We start from the raw sequence: 24,832 nt of genomic DNA on the forward strand, positions 1-24,832 counted from the left end.
GCAGCGGCATCTGGAGAAGAGGCATGAAACGACTACAAAAAGTCGGTATTTCTTGATAAAGAATATCCTATATTAACCCGAATTCTGGATAAGAAATTGACGAGAAGCCTGTTCCAGGAGCAAAGTTTTGGTGTGCACCAAAAACAGCTCCGAGGGGGGAACAGGCTATGGACAACTTAGTTGAAATTTTCTGTGATGTCGATGATTTTTGCCGTTTTTTCATCCCTCAATGGGAACAATTTTGTCTCGATAGCGGGCATCGTTTACGCCGCCGACAAGGTCATATGTATCCCAGTGAAATCATGACCATTTTGATCCTTTTTCATATGTCGCATTACCGTGATTTTAAACATTTTTATCTAGAACATATTTGGAAATATCACCATAAGGATTTTCCAACCTTGCTTAGCTATCCTCGTTTTGTCAGTGTGGCTCCTTCCGTTTTGGTGCCATTATGCAGCTATCTGACTCAATTAAAAGGGAAACCCACAGGCATTGCTTTTATTGATTCCACCCGTTTGAGTGTCTGCCATAACATTCGCATCCCTCGACATAAGGTCTTTGCGGGGATAGCAAAGCGCGGAAAAAATTCAATGGGCTGGTTTTACGGTTTCAAATTACACCTGGTTGTCAATCATCAGGGTGAAATTCTCGCGCTTAAAGTGACTCCGGGTAATGTGGATGATCGGGAACCTGTTCGTGAATTATCAAAAGAATTAACGGGTTCTCTTTACGGTGACAAAGGTTACCTCAGCCAGGAATTGGCGGACGATTTAGCTAAAACCGATGTCACTTTCATCACGAAAAAACGGCGTAACATGAAAGCGAGTATGCAAGCTGAGTGGGATAAGATAATGTTAAAAAAGCGTTTTATCATTGAAACGATTAATGGGCAATTAAAAACTCTTTCTCAAATAGAGCATTCCCGCCACCGAAGTATAAAAGGCTTTCTGTTGTGCGTTTTAGGTGGATTGATTGCTTACTGCCTTAAATTGAAGAAGCCATCACTGAAAGTTTTCTACTCAGAAGACGATTTTTCAATGACGGATTAAGCAGAATTCGGGTTATATTACCCTATGGATTTCAAGGTGCATCGCGACGGCAAGGGAGCGAATCCCCGGGAGCATAGATAACGATGTGACCGGGGTGAGTGAGTGCAGCCAACAAAGAGGCAACTTGAAAGATGACAGGTATAGAAGCTGCACTGCCAAAATGTGAAACCTTTGGAGTGCAGTTCAATATTAACTGGACAATTTCAGACCGATAATACCGGCGATAATCAGAGCAAAACTTAAAATCCTGGCAAAGCTTGCAGATTCACCAAACACTATAATGCCAAAAATAGCGGTACCCACTGCACCTATTCCAGTCCAGACCGCATAAGCTGTACCTATTGGTAAACCTTTCATTGCATAAGCAAGCAATCCCATACTGAGCGCCACAGCACTGGCTGTAATAAGGCTCGGTATCAACCGGGTGAAACCATGAGTATATTTCAGGCCAACCGCCCAGACGACTTCGAATAAACCAGCAATAACAAGAACAAACCAGGACATATCAACGCCCCATAATAGTGTTGTGGAGTCGTCCCCAGAAAACGGCAGTATATCCAGGTCGTCCCGGATAACCATTAGAAACAGTGATAAATTATAGTCGTGTAAAATGGCAGTATCAATAACACAATATCGTGAGCTCAAAAGACATGACTAGCCATGCCCTCTGTATAAGAAAAACCACAGCCTGCTTCCAGAACTGCGGCTTTTATCAAATATCGTCGGTAATTATTTTACGCGAGAAACGTATTCACCAGAACGGGTATCTACTTTAATCACTTCACCAATTTGAACAAACAGAGGTACTTTAACTACAGCACCAGTGTTCAAGGTTGCTGGTTTACCACCCGTACCTGCGGTATCACCTTTTAGACCTGGATCAGTATCAGTAATTTCTAATTCAACAAAGTTTGGTGGAGTCACAGAAATAGGCTGACCATTCCACAGCGTCAGGATACACTCAGCTTGTTCTACTAACCATTTCGCATTATCGCCAACTGCTTTTTCATCAGCAGCTAACTGCTCGAAGGTTTCGTTATTCATAAAGTGCCAAAACTCACCATCGTTATACAGGTAAGTCAGGTTCATATCCATCACGTCAGCGGATTCTACAGAGTCAGTAGATTTGAACGTCTTTTCCAGCAATTTACCGGAAATCAGCTTACGAATACGGACACGGGCAAACGCCTGACCTTTACCCGGCTTCACGAATTCACTTTCAAGAATAGCGCACGGCTCGCCATCTAACATGATTTTAAGACCTGAACGGAATTCATTGGTACTATAAGTAGCCATGGAGATCCTCTTTTAAACAAAATGGCTTAGCCAAAAAATGGCGCACATTATAACCCCAAAGATCATCATCAGAGAAGACTGGTTGAAACAACTTACAGATGTTATTACCGATCCTGATGAATTATTACAATTATTATCTTTAGATAAACACCCGACCTTGACCAAGGGGAGCGGCGCACGTCGCCTGTTTCCACTACGGGTACCCAGAGCTTTTGTTACGCGTATGCAAGTAAGCGATCCTAATGATCCGCTGCTACTTCAGGTCATAACGACACCAGAAGAATTCACGCTTACGCCGGGTTTTTCTACCGATCCTCTGGATGAACAGCGCAGTGCTGTCCCCGGCCTATTACATAAATACCGTAATCGCGCACTGTTGCTGGTTAAAGGAGGATGCGCGATTAACTGCCGTTATTGCTTCCGACGTCATTTCCCATACGAAGATAACAAAGGTAATAAACGCAATTGGCAACAAGCGTTAGATTATATTCAGCAACATCCTGAACTTGATGAGATTATCTTCTCCGGTGGCGATCCTTTAATGGCAAAAGATCATGAACTTGACTGGCTGATCAGCAATCTGGAAAAGATTTCTCATATTAAACGACTGCGTATTCACACTCGTCTGCCTGTAGTTATTCCTGCCCGGATCACAACAACGCTTTGCGATCGACTGGCACAATCGAGATTACAGGTGATCATGGTGACACATATCAATCATGCTAATGAGATCGACCAATCCTTACGGAACAGTATGATATTGCTGAAACAAGCAGGTATTACGTTACTCAATCAAAGTGTGCTGTTACGCGGTATCAATAATCATTCTGATACTCTGGCTGACCTGAGCAATGCTCTGTTTGATGCAGGTATTCTACCTTACTACATTCACGTGCTGGATAAAGTACAAGGAGCCGCTCATTTTATGGTCAATGATGAAGAAGCCAAGGGGCTTATCCGGGAATTGCTGACAAAAATTTCAGGTTATTTAGTACCACGTCTCGCAAGGGAAATCGGCGGAGAACCGAGTAAGACACCTCTTGATCTGGGATTAAGGCAAAACTAACAAAAAATTCATGCCCGGATACTTTTCAGCCGGGCATACCATTCAAATTCTGAATGTCATTACTGACATTTATAGACTTGACCGATCATCTTACTGTCCAGTGGCGCAAAGCTCGATAACAGACTTTCACTCGGACTGGTGACTCCATAAATCACATTTCCCCCCATGACTGCGGCTTTATTGCGTAAATCATTGGCTGCCCCACGCATTGAGCTGCTTTCATTACTTACACCAGTCATCCAATTGCTTTGAGTACCGGTTACTTCACCTAATAACTGGCACTCGCTGCCTGGCTTAGTATCAACAAATCGAACCTGTGAACCACCAGAAGTTAATTGGTTAGTCGTTGTACACCCTGCCAATAGTAACAATACTGAAGCACTGAGCAAAACTTTAATTCGCATGTTTTTCCTCACCCATTGTTGGAAATTCGACAATTAATCATCAATATACCTTGTTGTACACCAATATCGCAAAAAATAATTTATAAAGTCATCCTTCAATAAAGTGTTTAGGTCAAAAATATTTTATGCCAAGGTGAATGCAGTAAGAAAATAGAGAAAAATAATCGAATAAATAACATGAATAAGTTTGATAAATGCTTTATCTTCAAAAAAACATCACTCATTAATCAATACATAAATTATCTATCAAAAAAGCCTTTTATCCATGATATTGACTAACAGATAGAACACTAAAAATATTATTATACCCGTCATCTTTCAAGTTGCCTCTTTGTTGGCTGCACTCTCTCACCCCGGTCACATAGTTCTCTATGCTCCCGGGGATTCACTCCCTTACCGTCGCGATCCATCTTGAAATCCATAGGGTATATTTCCTGTTGGCATATTTATGTTTATTTTTCCATCTGATAAATTCAATTCCCATGTTGCGAATGATATTAAATTTAAACCATCTCGCTCAAAACACTATTAGAACATCTATCAACAGTTGTGATTCGATAATATCTCACGACAATTTTTTATTGAGCAATTATTTGACGTTATATCCCATAAAAACGCCACATATTAATAGGGTTAAATTTCATGTGGATTTTGTTGTATGTAAATAATGATACTTTTTTAACATGGATTCAAGAAACCGTGCCCCATTTGGATAGAAATACCTCCATTGACACCACGATAATGGGCCATCAAACATTTTCGTGGCATCATATTTTCCGACTATCACCATCCATCACCAATGTGGATACGCTCTGTCAGATAGTCCAGAAATACCCGTACCCGTGATGGGAGCTGCCTACCTTGGCCGACAAAAACTGCATATATTTCTTCCTTATCGCCAGGATTATAGTTCTCAAGTACAGGTAGCAACAAACCGCTCCGAATATCAGCATCCACATGGAAACGAGCTAATCGTGCTAAGCCAAGTCCTGCTATTGCAGCTTTACGCATGGTTTCTCCATCACCAAGTAGCAAGTTCCCTGAAGGCAATTGTTGCCCCCACTCTTCCGAATCGATGAAAGGCCAAGCTTTCATATGACGGGTAAAACCAAAACCAAGTCGATTGTAGCGCCCTAGATCGCTAGGCATAGAGGGTATCCCCATCCTTTCAAGGTATGAAGGAGATCCTACCACAACCATTCGACTTGCCCCCAACTTGCGTACCATGAAACATGAATCGTCCAGAGGACCGGTACGAATCGCCACATCACTACGATCATCAAGTAAATCCACTATCAAGTCACATAATGAGATGTCGAGTGTGATCTCTGGATAACGTTGCAGGAAATCCGGTAGTAAAGGCATCAAGCAATGTTTTCCAAACGCAACATGACAATTCACACGTATCCGTCCACGTAGCGCGGTTCCCTGATTTGCTTCTTGTTCTGCGGCTATGATGTCCTCCAAAATTCTGACACTACGTTCATAGAAAACAGAACCTTCAGCCGTTAACTGAAGTTTACGTGTCGTTCTATTCAGCAGCCGTACACCAAGTCGCATCTCAAGTCGATTAATAAGCTTACTGACTGCTGACGGCGTCATATCGAGCTTACGAGCAGCAGCAGAGAGACCTTCCGACTCAATTACTTGAACGAATACAGCCATTTCGGTGGATCGATTAAATTTGTGCATAGATATTTGAATTATTTTCCAAAGTCCTATGGATAAATGAATTTTAGTCTAATAAGCTCATTTTTTCTAAGTTTAAGGAAATATTTTTTTCTTTAAGAATTTCCCCTATGCCAAATCATCTTTAATTACTTAACACCTTGAATCGCTTTTTAAGCTAATGAAGAGGGCAATCACTTTGTAAAACCGCAGTTTCACATGGTGCAGGTTCAAGTGCAGCATTGCACAAACTTTAATCACGAGTATAGCAGCACTACAGAAGGAAATAGGAGAAGAGAACGTTATAGCAAGAGCAGCCTCTTGTATCGTTCATTGAAACATCAGCAAAAATAAAGTTGACGGGAAAGTACTTCAGCTATCCTAGTGGACTTATTACTTGGTAAACACGATGCCGTTTCATCACAATATTGGGAGCAACATCACTGGGAGCAACACCACTTCAACGTACGTTTTTCATAAATATTACGGAAATACAGGAGGCTTTCACCCCTATCTGAAATCAGACCCGGAGACCGATATCCAAGCTTGAACCTCAGCCCGGATATCGAATTTTTTTAAATGCTATTTTAGCGGGGTGGGAATATTCACCATGATATTAATCGGTGACCACGATGGACGTAACCCGCTCGGCTAGCGACCTATGCGGCTATTACATCATACCGCCCATACCGCCCATGCCACCCATACCGCCTGCTGCACCTAAATCAGCTTTATCATCTTTAGGCAGGTCAGTGATCATACATTCAGTGGTGATCATCAGACCAGCGATAGATGCTGCAAATTGCAGTGCAGAACGGGTCACTTTGGTTGGATCCAAAATACCCATTGCGATCATATCGCCATACTGTTCAGTCGTTGCGTTATAACCGTAGTTGCCTTCACCTGCTTTCACGCTGTTTGCGATAACAGATGGCTCTTCACCTGAGTTGTCAACGATCTGACGTAGAGGAGCTTCCATCGCGCGCATTGCAACACGGATACCTACGTTTTGATCTTCGTTATCGCCTTTCAGACCAACAATAGCCGCTGCAACGCGAACCAGTGCAACACCACCACCAGCTACCACGCCTTCTTCTACTGCTGCGCGAGTTGCATGCAGAGCATCGTCAACGCGAGCGCGTTTTTCTTTCATTTCAACTTCTGTTGCAGCACCAACTTTGATAACAGCAACACCACCAGCCAGTTTAGCTACGCGCTCTTGCAGTTTTTCACGGTCGTAATCAGAAGTGGACTCTTTGATCTGCTGATTGATCTGAGAAACACGGCCTTTAATTGCATCTTCTTCACCAACGCCATCAATGATGGTTGTGGTATCTTTGTTGATAACGATACGTTTTGCCTGACCCAGATCTTCCAACGTTGCTTTTTCCAACTCTAGGCCGATCTCTTCAGAAATAACATTACCGTTAGTCAAGACAGCAATGTCATGCAGCATTGCTTTACGGCGATCACCGAAGCCAGGCGCTTTGACCGCAGCAACTTTGACGATGCCACGCATGGTATTAACAACCAGAGTTGCCAGTGCTTCACCTTCAACATCTTCCGCAACAATCAGCAAAGGCTTGCTTGCCTTAGCTACACCTTCCAGAACTGGCAACAGTTCACGGATGTTGGAGATTTTTTTATCTACCAGAAGAATATATGGGTTTTCTAATTCAACAGAACCGTTTTCTGGTTTGTTGATGAAATAAGGAGAGAGGTAACCACGGTCAAACTGCATACCTTCAACGACATCCAGCTCGTCTTCCAGGCCAGTACCTTCTTCAACGGTGATTACACCTTCTTTACCGACTTTATCCATCGCTTCTGCGATCAATTTACCCACAGTTTCGTCGGAATTCGCGGAGATAGTACCTACCTGAGCAATAGAGATGGAATCTGAGCAAGGTACGGACAGTTTTTTCAGTTCTGCCACTGCTGCAACCACGGCTTTGTCAATACCGCGTTTCAGATCCATTGGATTCATACCAGCGGCTACGGCTTTCAGACCTTCAGTAACAATAGACTGAGCCAATACAGTTGCTGTTGTTGTGCCGTCGCCCGCAGCATCATTCGCTTTAGAGGCAACTTCTTTCACCATCTGAGCACCCATGTTTTCGAACTTGTCTTCCAGTTCAATTTCACGAGCAACGGAAACGCCGTCTTTAGTGATTGCAGGAGCACCGAAAGATTTATCCAGCACAACGTTACGGCCTTTAGGGCCCAAGGTTACTTTTACTGCATCAGCAAGAATATTTACACCACGTAGCATCTTAACGCGAGCATCGCTACCAAATTTTACGTCTTTAGCTGCCATTGTTTCTTTCCTTTAAATTCGTTCAGTTAAGAAGATCTAAGCGCAACAATTACGCTTCAACAATTGCCAGAATGTCGCTTTCAGACATGATCAACACTTCTTCGTTGTCGATCTTCTCTGATTTAACACCGTAACCATCGTTAAAAATAACGATATCTCCAACTTTCACACACAGTGCTTTTACATCACCGCTTTCAAGGATGCGGCCATTGCCCACAGCCAAAACTTCGCCACGAGTGGATTTACCCGCAGCAGTGCCAGTCAGCACAATACCGCCAGCAGATTTTGATTCAACTTCTTTACGCTTGACGATTACACGATCATGCAATGGACGAATATTCATTGATAGCTCTCCTATAAGAAAGTCCATATCAGGTAAGAGGATTGATACCAGTACGCTTTCATTAAACCAGTATCATAATAAATTAAATGGGGGCCTATTTATGATACTTCAAGGGCAGGCAAAAAAATATTTTACTTTTTTCTTGCCCACAGAAAAAAACCGATGATTAAACCAAACATTCAGAAAATGGCCGCTTATCAATGAGGCTTATGCTCGTCGTCATCGGGTTTATGGTCTTTCAACGTTCGGGAAGGGTCATCCTGCTTACGCTCGTATTCCCCCTCAAAAGTATTACTATCCCGTCTAAACCCACCGCTATTATGAGGACGATAGAAATTGATATGTGGCATCAGTTTCATCACTAATGTTTTTTGAACCGGTGGCAATAACAACAGCAATCCAAGAAAATCCGTAAAAAAACCGGGGAGGAGTAACAGGAAACCCGCCAGTAAAAGAGAGACGCTCTTTATCATTTCCGCAGCCGGACTCTCCCCATTAATCAGCTTCTGCTGGATCTGGATAAAATTCTTTATGCCCTGACTGCGTACCAGAGAGATACCGATACAAGAAGTAAACAACACCAGTAACAGAGTTAACAGTACACCTAGTTCAGAGGCAACACGCACAAATAAGGCTGACTCGATATAGACAAGCAAAAATATCAGGATAAATGGCAACCAACGCACTTGGTGCTCCTTCAATTGATTTGGATGAACAGGTTGTATCCTGAATAAATCATATCAACAAAATCCAAGGGACAACCAAATTAATATTTTTTCAGTTTATTAAAGATATAATTGGGGTCACAGTTATCGTTTTCAATCCACTGAAAATCTTTCTAATTAGACACAAAATTGTGATAAATATCACATATATCAAATCAGACTAAACAAATACCACTATAAAGTGATCCAGATTCAAGGCATTTATTGCTAACCAGCATATGATCACGCCGGCAATCCGGTGATAAAAAGTTCATATCACAACTATTGCAGTTGGCAACATAATGATTTAATGAACGCATAATTAGACAGTAAAAACGTCATCTAATAAGAAGGTTCTCATGTCAAACAACATTCGTATCGAAGAAGACCTGTTAGGTAAACGAGAAGTCCCTGCTGAAGCCTATTATGGTATTCACACCTTACGTGCGATTGAAAACTTCCATATCAGTAACAACACCATTAATGATGTACCCGAATTCATCCGTGGCATGGTGATGGTAAAAAAAGCCGCAGCCTTAGCTAACAAAGAGCTACAAACTATTCCTAAAAAAATTGCTGACATCATCATCAAAGCATGTGACGAAGTGCTCTATACCGGCAGATGCATGGATCAGTTTCCGGTCGATGTGTTTCAAGGCGGTGCCGGTACTTCACTCAACATGAATACCAATGAGGTTCTGGCAAACATTGGTCTGGAACTGTTAGGCCATAAAAAAGGCGAATATGAGTACCTGAATCCCAATGACCATCTGAATAAAAGCCAGTCAACTAACGACGCCTACCCAACTGGCTTCCGCATCGCGGTTTATAACTCCATCCTGAAACTGATCGAGTCTATTGAGCTGTTAATTGTGGGTTTCGATAAAAAATCCAGAGAATTTAATGACATTCTAAAAATGGGTCGTACCCAATTACAGGATGCTGTTCCCATGACACTGGGGCAGGAATTCAACGCATTCTCTATCCTGTTGAAAGAAGAAGTTAAAAACCTCAACCGAACCTCTGAATTACTGCTGGAAATTAACCTTGGCGCTACTGCTATCGGTACCCGCTTGAATACAGCACCAGGTTATCAGAAATTGGCGGTTGAAAAACTGGCGGAAGTTTCAGGTTTACCTTGCGTACCAGCCGAAGACCTGATTGAAGCCACTTCTGACTGTGGGGCTTACGTTATGGTCCACGGTGCTCTGAAGCGCCTGGCTGTCAAACTGTCTAAAATTTGTAATGACCTGCGTTTGCTTTCTTCTGGCCCTCGTGCTGGCCTGAATGAAATCAACCTACCAGAATTACAGGCAGGCTCTTCTATTATGCCGGCAAAAGTGAACCCGGTTATTCCAGAAGTTGTGAATCAGGTTTGCTTCAAAGTTATTGGTAACGATATTTGTGTTACTATGGCGTCCGAAGCAGGCCAGTTACAGCTCAATGTAATGGAACCTGCTATCGGTCAGGCCATGTTTGAATCTATCTCCCTGCTAAGCAACGCTTGCCGCAACCTGGTAGAAAAATGCGTTAATGGCATCACGGCTAACAAAGAAGTTTGCGAAAATTTCGTATTCAACTCGATCGGTATCGTGACATATCTGAACCCATTCATCGGTCACCATAATGGTGACATTGTTGGTAAAATTTGTGCTGAAACCGGTAAAAGTGTTCGTGAAGTCGTTCTGGAACGAGGCTTACTGACCGAAACTCAATTGGATGACATCTTCTCTGTAGAGAACCTAAAATGCCCATCTTACAAGGCAAAACGTTTTGACGATTAAGTTGTTGAATATAATAAAAAATAGCTCTTAGCAACAAGGCACGCAACTCCAACTGGATAGCGTGCCTTTTTACTTCCCTACATGCACAAAGTATTAACCTAAAATTTTCAAATTTTTAATTATTTCAAGGAGTCACTATTATGTTAGCCGTAGAATTGATTATCGTTCTGCTGGCCATCTTCCTGGGTGCAAGATTAGGGGGAATTGGCATTGGATTTGCCGGTGGTCTTGGCGTTCTGGTGCTGGCTGTAATTGGCGTTAAACCAGGGCATATCCCATTTGATGTTATTTCCATCATTATGGCAGTTATCGCCGCTATCTCTGCAATGCAGGTTGCCGGTGGTCTGGATTATCTGGTTCAGCAAACTGAAAAACTGCTGCGTAAAAACCCAAAATACATCACGATACTCGCACCTATCGTTACCTATTTCCTGACACTGTTTGCAGGTACAGGTAACATCTCCCTGTCAGCACTGCCTGTTATTACCGAAGTTGCGAAAGAGCAAGGCATTAAGCCATGCCGTCCACTTTCCACTGCGGTTGTAGCGGCCCAAATTGGCATCACCGCCTCACCAATTTCCGCGGCGGTCGTTTATATGTCTTCTCTGATGGAAGGCCACGGCGTTAGCTATATCCATCTGTTAATGGTGCTATTACCATCCACTTTCGCCGCTATCGTTCTGATGTCTTTCATCATCTCCTGGGCGTTTAATTCCAAGTTGTCTGATGACCCCATTTACTTAAAGCGCTTGGAAGACAACTTGGTAACTCTGCGTGGCAGCAAACAAATTGAGATTAAACCAAGGGCTAAAGCTTCCGTTCTGTTATTCCTGTCCGGTGTTATCAGTGTTGTTATTTACGCTATCGTCAATAGCCCAAGCATCGGTCTGGTTGAAGAACCTCTGATGAACACCACTCACGCCATTCTGATCATTATGTTGAGTGTCGCAACTATCACAACGATGTTCTGTTCAGTTGATACTGACGCCATTCTGAACTCCAGTACCTTTAAAGCGGGTATGAGCGCATGTATCTGTATTCTAGGTGTTGCATGGCTAGGAGATACTTTTGTTCAGGCAAACATGGATTGGATTAAAGGCACCGCTGGAGACTTAATCCACTCTCAACCTTGGTTGCTAGCGATCATTTTCTTCTTCTGTTCCGCCCTGCTCTATTCTCAGGCAGCCACCGCAAAAGCGTTGATGCCGATGGCTTTGGCTCTTAACGTCACACCATTGACCGCCATTGCCTCTTTCTCAGCGGTTTCTGGGTTGTTTATTCTGCCTACCTATCCAACCTTGGTTGCCGCAGTTCAGATGGATGACACCGGCACGACCCGTATCGGCCGTTTTGTATTTAATCATCCATTCTTTATCCCTGGCACCATTGGGGTTGCTCTAGCTGTTGCCTTCGGTTTCCTATTCGGCAGTATGATCCTCTAATTCTGGCTGCCAATAACCACTTAATCCAGGGGCGTATACCGCCCCTGACTCCCCTCTCCCAAACGATATATTTTCTCTGAAAACCTTCGATAACTGTTTTAATCTTAACCAGAACACTTTCTGGTCTGGCCGCCTTCGGTTATAGTGCTGAGTCTGTTTCATTCGATTAGCGATCATTATCTTTATGATTAAACGTACTCTGATGCTATTTTTGCTGCTTTGCAGCCCCCTTCTTACCCCGGCGGCAGCAAACGCACTGTTTGAACAGCCGGGGCAAAACCCATATTTGCCAGTAGATCAGGCATTCATGTTTGATTTTCAGCAAAAAGGCGACAAATTGACGTTAGACTGGCAGATCAAACCGGGTTATTACCTTTATCACAAACAACTTCATATTGAGCCGCAACAGGCCACACTGGGTAAAATCACGTTGCCACAAGGTACAGCTCATCGAGATGAGTTCTTTGGTGAAACTGAAGTTTATTTCCAACAACTCATCGTCAATGTTCCTGTTACAAAGGCGAACAACAATTCTAATATCGTTGTCACTTATCAAGGCTGTGCCGCCGCAGGATATTGCTATCCACCTGAAACCCGCCTTGTCCCATTGAGTGCAGTTATTCCATCAAAAACAACTGACGCCATATCTGCTGAACCTGTTCACAAAACGCCAGAAAGTGCATCGAATGATCAACAACATTTGCCTTTCTCACCACTCTGGGCAATTTTGATTGGCATCGGTATCGCCTTTACACCTTGTGTACTACCGATGTATCCATTGATTTCCAGCATTATTCTTGGCAGCCAACGCCCTAAAAGCCTAAAACAGATATTTTGGTTAGCGCTAAGCTATGTTCAAGGCATGGCAGTCACCTATACACTACTTGGATTGATTGTAGCAGCGGCGGGTCTACAATTTCAGGCCGCACTGCAACATCCGTATGTACTGATCGGCTTATCAGTATTGTTTATACTGCTGGCACTGTCGATGTTCGGCCTCTATTCTCTGCAACTGCCTTCCGCTGTTCAGACGCGCTTAGTCAACTGGAGTAACCAGCAAAAAAACGGTTCACTTTTCGGCGTATTCGCTATGGGGGCGTTAGCGGGATTAATTTGCTCACCTTGTACTACCGCCCCTTTAAGTGCGATTCTGCTTTACATTGCTCAAAGTGGTAATACCGTGGCAGGTGGCCTAACCCTCTATCTTTACGCTTTAGGAATGGGATTACCGCTCATTGCTGTCACCCTATTTGGCCACAAACTCCTGCCACGCAGTGGGCCTTGGATGCAGTATGTTAAAGAAGCTTTTGGCTTCATTATTCTTGCACTACCCGTTTTCCTGCTGGAAAGGGTTATCGGTGATGCATGGGGAATACGATTATGGAGCCTGCTGGCAGTCAGTTTTCTAGGATGGGGATTTGTTCTGACGATTAGAAGCCAAAACGGTTGGGTACGAGTCATACAACTGATATTGTTAATTCTGATGCTGATAGCTACTCGCCCATTGCAGGATTGGTTTTGGGGTACAACGGTCACACAACAGTCGCAACACAGCCTAAATTTCCGCCAGATAAATAACTGGCAGGAATTAGAACAGATAATGACACAAAACAGCCATAAAACCGTTATGCTTGATTTCTATGCTGACTGGTGTACCGCTTGCAAAGAATTTGAAAAATATACTTTCAGCGATCCACAAGTTCAGTCACAACTGGGTGATACCTTACTGTTACAGGCCAATGTCACGAACAACAGCCCGCAGCAGAAGCAGCTTTTAGAAAAACTTAGCGTTCGGGGATTGCCGACTATTTTGTTTTTTGATTCTCAGGGGAAAGAGATCCCCGATTCACGGGTAAATGGCTTTATGGATGCCACCCGCTTTAATGAACATTTGCAACATCTGCCAAAATGACTCAGAAGGAGAACACCATGCAACGAGAACAAGTTCTTAGTCATGCCTTAAACTTACTGGAGCAACATGGCTTATCCATCACAACTGAGGTACTTTTTGGCTCGCTTAACATGGATATCGAATATCTCAAGCAATTCTGGCCCGATCGGGAAGCTCTACTTTATGACTGTCTACGTTATCACGGCCAACAGATTGAAGTCTGGCAGCGACAGATATTACTGGATGAAAATCTGACACCAGAACAGAAGCTACTAGCTCGTTACACAGCCCTTGATGAAAAAGTAAAAGAGAAACGCTACCCAGGCTGCCTATTTATCGCAGCCTGTAGCGCATTCCCTGAACCTGACCACCCTATCCATCAATTAGCTGAATTACAAAAACAGAGTTCTTCTCGTTACACTACTGAGCTATTACATCAACTGGATATTGAAGATTGCGAACTCGTTGCTAAACAGATGGAGCTGATTCTGGAAGGCTGCCTGAGTAAGCTACTACTCAAACGGGATATTGGTGATATCACTACGGCAAAACTGCTAGCAGAAGATGTTTTAGCTATTGCCTTATGTCGCAAAAATGGTGCGTTAAGTTAACAAAAATCAGCCTAAGATGAACAACCACACAAATTCCGAGCAAAAAGAAGGCAGTCAATCCGCTTTTATCATTTTTTATCAGAAAGGCATTGACGACTTAGGCTGAATACGGTTTAATGCGCCCCGTTGCCCGGATAGCTCAGTCGGTAGAGCAGAGGATTGAAAATCCTCGTGTCGGTGGTTCGATTCCGCCTCCGGGCACCATTCAAAGTGCGTTGGTTGAGAGATAAAAACGCTCAACGGACGTTCGATAATGAAACCTAAAAATGCATCGCGTGGCATTATTCAATCATGCAATATTTTGATGTTAATTAAAGGGGTTCTAGATTCAGGATATCTGAGAAATCAGATGTTCTATTTTCGTTAGAACGAAATATTTACAAGTTCTATTGCAACTGTCAACCCATCCAAACTAAAATCAATCAATCAATCAATCAATCAATCAATCAATTAACACAATATTGTTTATTGGTTGCTCGGCTTTCTTATTATTAATCAGAATAGGGTTAGTTATAAGAGATTGCCTCAGTTCAAAAAAATTCCTCATCTTGTAACAAGGAATTTATGTAGAAAAGACAGGTTCAGCCAGCAGCGAGAATATTCTGTTTTATCCTATTAACATTCTTCTCTCTGTAGCTCAACATCAATTCACACTCCAGCAAATACGCAATCTTACTATTCCAAGTAACACGTTTGTAACACCTTTCAGCCCGACCTGATGCAACACATATCCACGCAATGCCAATACCTGCCGGAGGATCACTTAAGCAGGCCGATTGTTCACACCCGAAAACATCAGGAATGTATTCACCACCTTGCAATAACTTGACCGTAAGCCTTTGGTGGATTTGATCATGATCTGCTTCTACTACAAGAGGAATGATTCGACCAGAGTCCGGAGACAGGAAGGGCTTTGCGCCCCTCCTGTAGTTTCTCCGGCTAACTCAAGACAGCGGTGGCACCAGCGCCGCCGGCGCGGACTGACGGTTTTGCGGCAGGTGCTCGCGGGCACCGCCGATATCAGGGAACGAAGCCATAGCCCCGCTCAGCTTCGCTAGGCTCGGCCCTCCCGTGTCCGGGACTGCGGCAACGGAATGAATCACATGAGGCTCGATGACGGGCTGTCTACTGGCCCAAGACAGTTCTACCAGCTCCCCATTAATGTAACTCTTCTGGATAAAGTTCTTGACCAGATGGTCCACTCCCATCACCGACGAAGAACCTTCCAGTTCGATTTGCAAATGCTGGTGCGTCACCGCCTGGCTACCGAACACCTTGCGCACCACCAAGGTCGTGCCATTGGCCGAGTCAGTCAGCATCAAGTTATCCTCATGGCGACTAACGAGGATTTTTTCCGCATCAACCATCGGCATGATCAAGCGGTCCAGAGCCTGGCCCGGGTCATCGTTGTCAATGATAACCGTGCGGTAATGCGACCACATCTCTTGGCTGAGGCGGTAGGTATCGTTATCAGCACCGCCATGCAACACCACACTGTCGACACCGGTGATCAGCGGTGGGGTCAAGTCGTCCCGGCGACCACCCGTACCCCCGCCCCGAATCAACAGCGACGAACCAATACGCTCGACACTAGTGTAATGATTCAGCTTCTGCACACTATCATCCTTGACCCGGTACAGTGCCTGGTCCGTTGGGCTGTACACATACGCGCCCTTCTTCCCGGCAGCAATTCCGATGAAACGCAGATTGTCTTTAGCCTGGATGCTACCGTAGGAGAACACTTGACCACTGCCGACATCGAACCAACCTTGTGTGTCATCGCCTTGCAAGGTCAGCACGCCTTTGGTTCGCCACTTATCAGCAACCTCAGCAAGTGCCTGTGGCAGACGAGCGAAGTTGTCCTGCTGCCAGCCTTTATCGACGGCGACTAGCTGCAATTTGCCGTCATTGGTTTGCAATAGGATCTCACCTTTGACGGTGGTCAGTCGTAGCCCGACATCGACTTGCTCCACCGCCTTGAGGTGCAGTCCAGACGCCAGCTCACCGGCGGCGGGAAGCTGTGACGAGACTTCAAGCACCTCGTCGGTACCAAACGCGGCAGCCAGCGCATCGGCAGTCATAGGCGGCTGACGATACAACTTGCCGCTGGCGGGTTCGAACAGCCGCGCACCGGAGCCATCCACTTCAAAACCCAAGAACTGCAAACGTTTGTCTTGCAGAGGAGCCGAGGCCACTATTACCTGACCCTTGTGGTACCACACTGGCAGCAGGCTCTTGCCGTCGGTACCCTTGATTCCGAACACCGCCAAAGTAGCTCTGCCGTCGGCGACGCTAGCCAGGTCCTGCCACCAGTGGGTACGTCCCTTGAGCCAATGCTCATTAACCGCTTCGTAGTTAAGCTGCCCCAGTGCATCGAGCCGAGCCACACGCCCATCCTCGGTGATGGCAAGCAGGCTACCGTTCAGGTTGACCAAGTTGGCTAACGCTGGAGTACTGATGCGCAATGCAGTGGGATGGCTAGCGTCGAGAACAGCCTGCCCGGGACCTTCCTGTCGGAACAGAACCTTTTGCTCTTTACTGTAGAAGAAAAACACCTCTTTACCGCCGGGCTGCGGCATGCTCCCCGCTAACACCAAGTCGGCCGGGATCGGCCAGGCACTGCGGGTTTGTTCGTTCTCTTTAAAGTGCGGGGTCTGATCTGCCGGTGGTGCCAGATTCGGCTTGATTAGAGTCCCATCGCCGGTACGTATCCAGTAACGGTGCGCCACGCCAGCCGCATCCACGCCGAACACCGTGACCAGCGCCGCACTGGTCGGCTGGAGCAGCCGTGTGCCCAACGTATACATCGGCGTCTCACGCTGTATACTTTTGCTCTCGTAGCCCTGGAGTATAGCCTTAAGCACATCACTATGCTGGCTGGTACGTGCTAAAAGCTGGATCAGCGCATCATCACCCACCGCACTGACCAACTCCATTCGATCACTGAGGATCCGATAGCACAGTTCAGCTTCCTTCTCTAATTCAGCCTCCTTCTCTTTTAGTCGATAACGGCGTGCCAGGTAGACCGCATCTCCCTCCTGCCATAGCCGACTGATCTGGCCCGCATTTTGATTAAACCAAGGCTCAAATTGCGCGTCGACCTGTCCGGTGGCGATGTCTACCCGCCACGCTGCCGCATTGTCGGCGTCGTAGAAATAGGCATGGTCACCCATCACCGCACCCAGTTGGGCATGTCTGGTCTGCTCGTGGGTGGTGTTGGTGAACAACATCCGCTCCTTGCCTACATCATAGAACGCTCGACCAACATCTCGTCCGTTGTGGCTGTAGTTCTCCACCACTACGTACTGCCCGTGCAACTGATGCGCTTTGGCCAGATCACTCAGGTGCTGCTCGATTTGCTGGCCGGGCACCTGCCACTTGCCCGCATCTTCGCTTACCACCTGAGTTGTCAGGCCGGCAAAGTCAACTTCTCGTACCTCGCCCTTGCCGTTGACCACCAATACCTGCCCGTTCTGGGTCGGGTCAAGTTCGACTACCACCCCGCCAACCACCAGTTGGTTCTTCGACACGCTGATGCTGTCACTGGCGAGTTGACTGCTATCAATGATCCAGCGCGACAATGCACTGGCGCTATCGCTCGTGAGCTTAACTTGGGTGCCTTCGTTAAGGCCAATCAGGTACTCGCCACCCGCTCCCTTGATCTCGTAGCGTAAAAAGCTGTGCAGCTCTTTGGGTAGCTCGGGCACCACCAGCTGCCGGTTGCGCTGATCGAGCACCACCTCGATTGGGGTGTCGACGTACTCATGATGAATCCTGCGGATTGTCTCCTCACCCGGAAAGATATAGAAGTCGTAGTCGAATCGTTTGTCTTCCTCAAGCCTGCGGATCACGTCGAAGCCAGCATCATGGCGTGTGGTAGCACCGGGAAGTAACATGTATTCGTAGCTGATGTAGGACTTAGGTGTACCCGGCAGGATCACGACATTGCTGTCACTGTGTTCAAGAGGCCGGGAGATATCCTTGTAACCAATACCGCTACGCACTTCAATCGCCTGACCACGGTCATGGACCATTCGCGGAAAGTCACCGACCCAGAAGAAGTAATTGATTTCCCCCGAACCGGTAGAACCCGAATGGGTGCGGTAGATGTACTGGCTGTCGAAGCTGATCTGGTGCTTGCGCAAGTCAAGGCTCTTGATCACCGCCCCGGCAAGAGGCACCAGCACCTTGTTCTTGTTGTCATAACGATAGCCGTTGCCTTTGTACGCCTTGTCGACCGTATCAAAGTAACGGCCTACCGCCTTGGCATCCTCAGCGACCGCACCAAAGGCTTGAGCCAGTGCCGTAAAGCCCACCGCGAGCCCACCAAGGATTACGCTGGCCCCACCGAGTACCGCCCCGGCCGTTGAAGCACCGACCAACCCAGCCCCCACCCCGGCTGCGCCAGTGACGAAGCTCGCCGAGTCGAACGCTAACTGGGTACCGAACACCGCCTTCTGCACATCGTTCTCAGCGTGGGCCAGTTCATAAGCATCCAAACCGACCATAGCTCCTCCAAACAACACACCGGCACCTTCATTGACAGTGTGGCCCAGATTCGAAGCAAAGTCCTTTAACGAGGTTTCAGCGGCCACCACTTCACCGCGCAGCGCCGTACGCACCAACGCGGTAACCTTAGCTATATCCTGTACGCCACCGTGAGCCATCTGGACCAAGTTGAGGTAGCTATGGACCTTGAGCGCGGTGGCCAGATCAGGCGAAATCACTCCGCTTGCCGCATCGTGGCGGTTCTTGTCGGCAAACCACTGGATCAGCGTCTGAACCGCAAACCCAGCGTTCAACCCATCCACCGGAGCAGCCTCGCCAACTCCACCGCGGAGCCGCATCCGGCCATGCTCTAGGGTAAAGTGCTCGTTCAGTACAGCCATGTGCTCATCAATGAAGCGCCGGAATTCGACAAAGGTGCTATCGCTGGTGATCAACCAACGGGTCTGCTCGGGTTGGTCACGGTTAATGAACTGGACCCGGTAGCGACCTTCCCCCTGGTCTTCCGTCGTAGCGATAATCGGTAGCCAGCGGCTGTCCAGTTGGTGCTCTTGCGCCAGCCGGGCACTGGCGACTTCGAACCGTGCACCCCATTGCTCGGCATCAAAGGTCTTCAGTGCAGGGCTCAGTCGCAAGTCTTCCATGACCCACTCTTGTACACTCACCACCTGTTCGACCTGCCGCCGTTGCCCGATAACACTAGCCAATTCCTCGAACCGGGTCAGGTCGGCCACGTTCAGGCCATTGCCTACAGGTACCTCTGCCATCTTGCGGGTATCGATCTCAATCAAGTTGAAGGCCGGCACTGACTTGCTGCCGAACGAGCCATAGTGCGCGGCCAGCCCGCGCACTACCAAGTGCTGCTCCATAGCTCTGGACAGACTCTTGGTGTTGTCGAAAGCAAAGATCCCAACATTCGGGTCATAGAAGTAGTAGCGACGGCCTTCGGCCGTGACAGTGCTCCCTACCATCATCGAGTGATTCTGGGTATTGAGTGCAAACATCGAAGTGCCGGTTGTTGCGGCCAGTCGCGACACCACCTCGGACAAATTGAACTGGCCCAGCTCCGTGGAAGCCTGAACGGCTTCGACATTGTAGTGCAGACTGATCAGGCTGTTCTTGAGCAGCGTGGAGCTGCCCGCCTGCGGGTCGGCGGAAGCGAAGAACAGCTTTTGTACTAAGCTGTTGATGCCGGCCTCCCCACCACCCGCCAATGCCACAGCCATGGTCCTGACCAAAGGGTAGCAACGGCCACCGGTTCGGTCACCGACCAGCGACAGATAAAAGTCCTGTGGTACTAAGCGGTTGAAGACACTGCCGGCATCATGGAAGTCCTCACTGAACATTGCGGTCTGTCGCAGTACCTTGTCAATGTACTCGGCTTGGCTGATTTCGGCGATGCGAGCGCTCAAGGCTTCCCGTTGCTCGTGGGTGAGTTTTCCCTCAAGAAACCGTCGCTTCATCTCCAAGACCGACATTTTGTCATCCACCCCGGGGATCTTGATCTCACGGAAGTTACGCAAACCATCATTGAACCCGGTACCCTGTGCCCCGCGCTGATAGACCTCGGAGGCCGCGTAACGTTCTCCCACGCTGCTGGTACGCTCCTCGCCTTGAATGGCCGTATCATCAATCTGTACCACCGCAACGCTGCCATCTTTGGCCTTGATCTGCTGCCAGAGCCAGGTCTTTTCGACAGAACTGGCTTCACGCAATATTGGATCATACTGCGCCCTGTAGTAGTCCTGTGTAAGATTGAGTTGCTTGATCTGCTGGTCGATCAAGGCCGTATCACTTGAGGTACGTCGTGCTTGCTGGAGCTGGTAGAGTTTATCTGCCACCGGGTCCATGTTGGCTTTGACCTTGGCCTGAACCGCTTCACGCAACCGGGTCCATGCGGCAATCGCCGGATGCTCAGGAGAAAACTCCCCCTCGGTGTAGACGCCGTCGGTAACTCCTTCGACCGACACCCCAAACTGCGTCGCCACCGTCTTCAGTTGTTGGTGAACCTGCTCGCGGTAAGTGGCGAATTCGGCTTGGTTACGCTCCACCACCTGACTGCCGGCGATTTGGATTGAGAGCGGCTCCACATCACCGCGCAGTTTCGGCCAAACCATCTGTCCATCTCGTTGATATTCCTGTCGCTGGAACACCAGTTGCCACTCACCATTGACGTACTGCATGTACGCTGCGGCAAAACCCCCAGCGGTATCGGATATCTGGTAATCTTTGTAGTCGACCGCCATCACCACGTTGTCATACAGCAGCGAGCTGTTGAACCGGCCATCGTGGTAGACCCGGTAGGTATTGTCATCGAGGCTGGTCACCACTAGCGAGCCGCCCGATAGTGTCCCGGTGAACAGAAAGCTCCCTGCGGCCACATGCTTAGGAATGTCCACATAAGCGGGTACCGCATTGGCCTGGTTCAGGCCATTGTAGCCGAGGAAGTACGCCGACACGCTACTTGAAGATATGCTATTAGCATTTTGTTTAGTGTACTCGATCTCGTATAAGCCTGACCTGACCTTCACCAACTGGGCACTCCCCTTTGCCGGGAGGTGCCCCGACCTGACCAGCACCTCAGCACTGATGGTGTGGGTTTTGGCGAACAGTGCAGGATCAGTGGCAAACTGATGGATGTCAGCACTGCCTTGTCGGGGCTCAAATCCATCACCTACAGACACCAGCCCAGCCTTGAGTTCGAGATCCTTCACCGCCTGCCCCAGCAGCGCCGGTTTTGGACCCATGTAGGTAAAACGCGGTGGATGGAATTCGTCAGCCGCTGGCAAGCCCTGATTAATGATCGGTAAGACCCGCGCCATCACTCCGTCATACAGTTCACCCCATAACTCTCTCTTGCTGCCTTCGGCGCGGTACTTGTCGAACATCTGCAACATGTCCTTGCCGATACTGTCCGCACCTTCTGGTTCGTAACGCGCAGCGACATAGAGGGTTTCGAAGAACGAGTGATAGCCGTTACGGATCATGAAGGCCGCATTGGCCATCTGGAATTGCCAATATTGCTTGACGCTCAACGCGCCACCGAATAATTCCGGTAAGGCATTACTGACGGTCTGGGTGGTCCCGGAAATTCCCCCCACGAACGGGGTGTCCAGGTCATTCATGTAGCGTGTAGCGTCATTCTTCGGGTCCGGACGGAACTGGTTGTAGCTGCGGTATTTATCGTCCTTGATCAGGTACGAATCCTCGTGATACGTCTGCTCCTCAGAGCTGGTATTGAGGATCAGATACGGATCGGGCTGATTCAGCCGGTTATTAATCATGACCTTGCCGTCACCCAGCGCAGCGTGAGGATTGACCGGGACCGCGGCCTTGGAAAAGCTATCGGCTACTGGACGCAAAGCATGGAACAAGACCTGTTTGCGTAAGCTCCTGCCCTCATTGCTCAACAGCACCGCCTCAACCGCCGGACGCAGTTGCGCATCGGCGCTCTCAAGTCCCTGGGAACCAGTCAGTAACAGAGTGAGCAGTTTGTCGTCCAGCGATCGATCAACCGCAGCCTGATCGAAAACCTGTACTTTCGGATTGCTTGGATGCTGTGCCGCATTGGCGCTGGCAACCCGCTGGATTTCCACTTCGATGGCCCGAATGCGCCATTGTTCGTACAACGGTGCCAATAGCCCCCTAGCCTGGACAATGTCACTTTGCACATAGCCATTTTGCAAGACCTTAACCACAGCCGGGTTCTTCACCAGTCTCGTCGCCAGCCCGAACAGCAGCGGGTCATTATCGCTGCTTCGCCAGACCGAAGCGGCGAACGCCTGTTCCCACAGTGCTTTGTTTAGGTTATTACCCTTGATATCGCGCATGTTGTTACGGAAGTACTCCGGTGCCAACACCCCTGCGGGGGTGATGTGGTTACGTTCGAGCAAACGCACCAGCTGCTGCTCGAACGCCTTGCGATCTTCGCTGCCTTTGAACAGACGACTGGCCTTCGTACCACCGTCACGCAGTTGTTCCAGCTTCTCGAAAAATGCGGCGTTGTATTGATACAGTGTGTCGGTCTGCGCCTTGCTCAAGTGGCTGCTGCTGACCTTGTTGTCGTCAACGTTCATCACCCCAAAGGGCGTCGCGGATAGGTAACCGTTGCCCTGGGGCATTTCCAACAAGTACTGACGACTGGCAAAACCGACTGAACGTTCCAGCTCATGGATATTAACGAAAAGCCCGTCACGGTCCGGATGGTAACCGTTCTGTCGAAACCCCTCCAGGCCGATAGTCTGGAAGCTAGCGATATCAGCATTCTGGTTGATCAGGTCACTCAAGGCGCTTGCCAATGGTACCTCACGGGTGATGGTGGTATTCGAAACCTGGCCGGATATCTGAATCCCGACCTGGTTCGGCACCTTACGGTCAACGCTGGTCAGCAGCATTTTGCGACCGTTACCCAGCAACTGCGCCTTGAAGCCTTCACGCAAGGTGCTTTCCGAAACTAGGTAGTTGGCGAAGTACTTCTCGACGAATTCGGTTTTGACCAGCACCGAGCGAATTGGCGCATAGGTCGGCGAGCGAAAGGATGGTGGCTCACTCTTGAGCCGGTATTGTTGTTGCCAGGCTAGGGAGCGGGCTGCGGTACCGAAGGAGAAGTTGAATACCTTGTCCGCCGACACAACTAATCTGCCGTTCTCTAGGAAGAAATCTTTGAAGCGGCCATCGGTGCTGGCATTAACTAGTGCGACGTTCATGCGGATGTAGCCAGGACGCTCCTCCATCATCAGCAACGAAATATTTACCGGCAGATCATCGGAGGCCGGAGGCACCGTGGTCAGCCCGCCGAGAGCTGCGGCCTCTTCCGTAGAGGATGCTTTTAGTAAGGCGTTGTAGCGAGCATTGACCTCCTTGTAGGCCTGTAATTCGGAAAACAGCATCACGTATTTTGGGCCGAACAACGTGGAGGCAGCCACCTGCATAGTCAGTTGCTGTTCCAGACGTTTGATCTTGATATCCAGCTTAACCTGCTTGCCTGCCGCGTTCTCTCTCAGAGTCGTCGTATTCAAGGTCTTAGAGCCGCCGGGATTGAGCATGGTCAAAGCTTTACGCCAAGTGCCGTCAAAATGCGTTATGGTCATCTGCTGTCGGCTGTATAACAGGATGTCGCGGTCCAGTTGCTGCTTGTAAGCGTTGATCGCAGGTGTGCCGGGCACATCGTTCATCTGCTGCCGTCTTTGCTGCAATGTCTGCAACTGGTCGCCGACAGAAACGGGGCTGTCCTGCATCTGAAAATGCTGAGCAGCCAGCACACTCAGCGTACTCTGCTGCATTTCCTGTAACCGCTCGTCTACCTGCCTGATGTAGTCGGCACGCTCATCAGGCCTCATATTAAACCATTCGGTCTGACGACTTGCTGCCTCAATCTGTCCATCGATCAGGGTATTGAGCAGGTTCGTGAAGTCTTTGGATATAGAAACCATTGCAATGCTCCTTTGCCTGTTTTTAAGCGAAACCCTTCGCGCTGCGAAAAGCTGTTTGTCGTTTGTCGTTTGTCGATACAGATTTGACATTCTTCCCGACCTAAAGACCATAACTTTAGGTACGAACGTATTCAGTTACCGCAGGGATTCCCGCACATACGGTCGAGTCGAAGGCAGATGTCATTTTGCATTACTTTATTTAAGTGATAGTTACATATCATTGTTATTTATATTCGTGAATATTAGATAGTCAACATTTATTTGCTCTGTAGTTGTAGTCATAATTATCCCCTTTATTTTTCGTTTATATTGTGGA

General features: G+C 47.7%; 14 protein-coding genes and 1 tRNA gene. 7 read left to right on the top strand and 8 right to left on the bottom strand.

Annotated elements, in window-relative coordinates:
• The first annotated feature begins 167 nt into the window (after positions 1–167).
• On the top strand, positions 168–1,052 hold the full coding sequence (locus PluTT01m_RS21200) for an IS982-like element ISPlu6 family transposase (RefSeq protein WP_011144786.1): 885 nt from the start codon (positions 168–170) through the stop codon (positions 1,050–1,052).
• Between the two features lie 189 nt (positions 1,053–1,241).
• On the opposite strand, the gene sugE is transcribed toward PluTT01m_RS21200, so the two are convergent.
• Both sugE and efp read right to left on the bottom strand, forming a co-directional pair.
• Positions 1,242–1,556: a quaternary ammonium compound efflux SMR transporter SugE gene (gene sugE / locus PluTT01m_RS21205; protein WP_011148245.1), complete on the bottom strand. Its 315-nt coding sequence runs from the start codon at positions 1,554–1,556 to the stop codon at positions 1,242–1,244.
• Positions 1,557–1,781: 225 nt separating this feature from the next.
• A complete protein-coding gene (gene efp, locus PluTT01m_RS21210) occupies positions 1,782–2,348 on the bottom strand; it encodes an elongation factor P (RefSeq protein ID WP_011148246.1) in 567 nt (188 codons plus the stop codon).
• Positions 2,349–2,385: 37 nt separating this feature from the next.
• Here efp and epmB point away from each other — a divergent pair, with 37 nt between their 5' ends.
• Positions 2,386–3,414 carry an EF-P beta-lysylation protein EpmB gene (epmB, locus tag PluTT01m_RS21215; RefSeq protein WP_011148247.1) on the top strand — a complete coding sequence of 343 codons (1,029 nt, stop codon included), beginning with the start codon at positions 2,386–2,388 and terminating at the stop codon, positions 3,412–3,414.
• Between the two features lie 59 nt (positions 3,415–3,473).
• Here epmB and PluTT01m_RS21220 read toward each other — a convergent pair whose 3' ends face one another.
• From PluTT01m_RS21220 to PluTT01m_RS21240, 5 genes are all read right to left on the bottom strand, one after another.
• Positions 3,474–3,818, bottom strand: coding sequence for a DUF4156 domain-containing protein (locus PluTT01m_RS21220; protein WP_011148248.1), 345 nt, complete (start codon positions 3,816–3,818; stop codon positions 3,474–3,476).
• Between the two features lie 783 nt (positions 3,819–4,601).
• Positions 4,602–5,483 (bottom strand): LysR family transcriptional regulator, encoded by an 882-nt coding sequence (locus PluTT01m_RS21225; RefSeq protein ID WP_198408800.1) that lies wholly within the window; start codon positions 5,481–5,483, stop codon positions 4,602–4,604.
• Between the two features lie 673 nt (positions 5,484–6,156).
• The gene (gene groL, locus PluTT01m_RS21230) at positions 6,157–7,803 is read right to left on the bottom strand and encodes a chaperonin GroEL (protein WP_011148250.1); all 1,647 of its coding nucleotides are present in this window, start codon (positions 7,801–7,803) and stop codon (positions 6,157–6,159) included.
• 49 nt (positions 7,804–7,852) lie between these two features.
• Entirely contained in the window at positions 7,853–8,146 is a 294-nt protein-coding gene (locus tag PluTT01m_RS21235; RefSeq protein WP_011148251.1) for a co-chaperone GroES, read from the bottom strand.
• A 197-nt stretch (positions 8,147–8,343) separates the two neighbouring features.
• Positions 8,344–8,832 (bottom strand): FxsA family protein, encoded by a 489-nt coding sequence (locus tag PluTT01m_RS21240; RefSeq protein WP_011148252.1) that lies wholly within the window; start codon positions 8,830–8,832, stop codon positions 8,344–8,346.
• Between the two features lie 377 nt (positions 8,833–9,209).
• Here PluTT01m_RS21240 and aspA point away from each other — a divergent pair, with 377 nt between their 5' ends.
• From aspA to PluTT01m_RS21265, 5 genes are all read left to right on the top strand, one after another.
• Positions 9,210–10,634, top strand: a complete 1,425-nt coding sequence (aspA, locus tag PluTT01m_RS21245) for an aspartate ammonia-lyase (protein WP_011148253.1) — start codon at positions 9,210–9,212, stop codon at positions 10,632–10,634.
• 140 nt (positions 10,635–10,774) lie between these two features.
• Complete coding sequence (locus PluTT01m_RS21250; RefSeq protein WP_011148254.1) at positions 10,775–12,076, top strand: anaerobic C4-dicarboxylate transporter; 1,302 nt, start codon at positions 10,775–10,777, stop codon at positions 12,074–12,076.
• A gap of 184 nt (positions 12,077–12,260) precedes the next feature.
• Positions 12,261–13,988 carry a protein-disulfide reductase DsbD gene (locus tag PluTT01m_RS21255; RefSeq protein WP_011148255.1) on the top strand — a complete coding sequence of 576 codons (1,728 nt, stop codon included), beginning with the start codon at positions 12,261–12,263 and terminating at the stop codon, positions 13,986–13,988.
• A 17-nt stretch (positions 13,989–14,005) separates the two neighbouring features.
• Positions 14,006–14,578, top strand: coding sequence for a division control transcriptional repressor DicD (gene dicD, locus PluTT01m_RS21260; protein WP_041380362.1), 573 nt, complete (start codon positions 14,006–14,008; stop codon positions 14,576–14,578).
• Positions 14,579–14,706: 128 nt separating this feature from the next.
• Positions 14,707–14,782 (top strand) — tRNA-Phe (locus PluTT01m_RS21265).
• Positions 14,783–15,522: 740 nt separating this feature from the next.
• On the opposite strand, the gene mcf is transcribed toward PluTT01m_RS21265, so the two are convergent.
• Positions 15,523–24,516, bottom strand: coding sequence for an insecticidal toxin MCF (gene mcf / locus PluTT01m_RS21270; protein ID WP_011148258.1), 8,994 nt, complete (start codon positions 24,514–24,516; stop codon positions 15,523–15,525).
• Positions 24,517–24,832 lie beyond the last annotated feature (316 nt).

The sequence above is a fragment of the Photorhabdus laumondii subsp. laumondii genome, from assembly GCF_003343245.1.
Classification (GTDB): domain Bacteria; phylum Pseudomonadota; class Gammaproteobacteria; order Enterobacterales; family Enterobacteriaceae; genus Photorhabdus; species Photorhabdus laumondii.